1 pseudogene is annotated in these 662 nt (G+C 66.0%); it reads right to left on the bottom strand.

Annotated features, from left to right (window positions below):
* Positions 1-662 (bottom strand): annotated as a pseudogene (locus HMPREF2886_RS03670) (Tn3 family transposase); the annotation flags it as partial.

A 662-nucleotide genomic window follows, 5' to 3' on the forward strand; every position in this document is an offset into this window, starting at 1 on the left:
GCCGGCACCTTGCGCAGGTTGTCGGCGTTCATCTCACGCAGGGTCTGCACGGCTGCCAGCACGCCTTGCGCGGCCGGCGCGGCGCGCAGTTCCAGCACCTCCAGCAAGGCCGGCGTGTAACGGCGCAGGGTGGCGAAGTTCTCGCCGACCAGGTGCAGGTGGTCGAAGCCTTCCGGCCCGGCCAGCAGCTCGGCCTCGCTGACGCTCTCGGTGAACTCGTCCCAGGGAATCACCGCCTCGATGGCGGCATAGGGGTCGCTGCCGCTTTCCTTCGCTTCCAGCAGCGCCTGGCCGATCCTGGAGTACAGGCGCACCTTGTCGTTGATCGCCTTGCCCTGCTTCTGGAACTGCTGCTGATGCTTGTGCTTCGCGCCGCTGAACAGCTTGACCAGGATGCGGTCATGCAGATCGACCAGCTCATCGATCACGGTCGCGGTGCTCTCCAGCACCACGGCGGCCAGGGTCGCGTAGCGGCGCTGCGGCTCGAACTTACCGAGGTCTTTGGGCGTCATCTGCCCACCCTCGCGGGCCAGCTTGAGCAGGCGGTTCTGGTGGATGTGCCGGCCCAGGCCTTCGGGCAAGTCCACCAACTGAAATGTCTTCAGCCGCTCGATGTGTTCCAGCATGTGCCGAGAGTTGGGTTTCAGCGGTGCCTGGCGCAG

The sequence above is a fragment of the Pseudomonas sp. HMSC066A08 genome, assembly GCF_001813025.1.
GTDB classification, from domain to species: Bacteria; Pseudomonadota; Gammaproteobacteria; order Pseudomonadales; family Pseudomonadaceae; genus Pseudomonas; species Pseudomonas aeruginosa.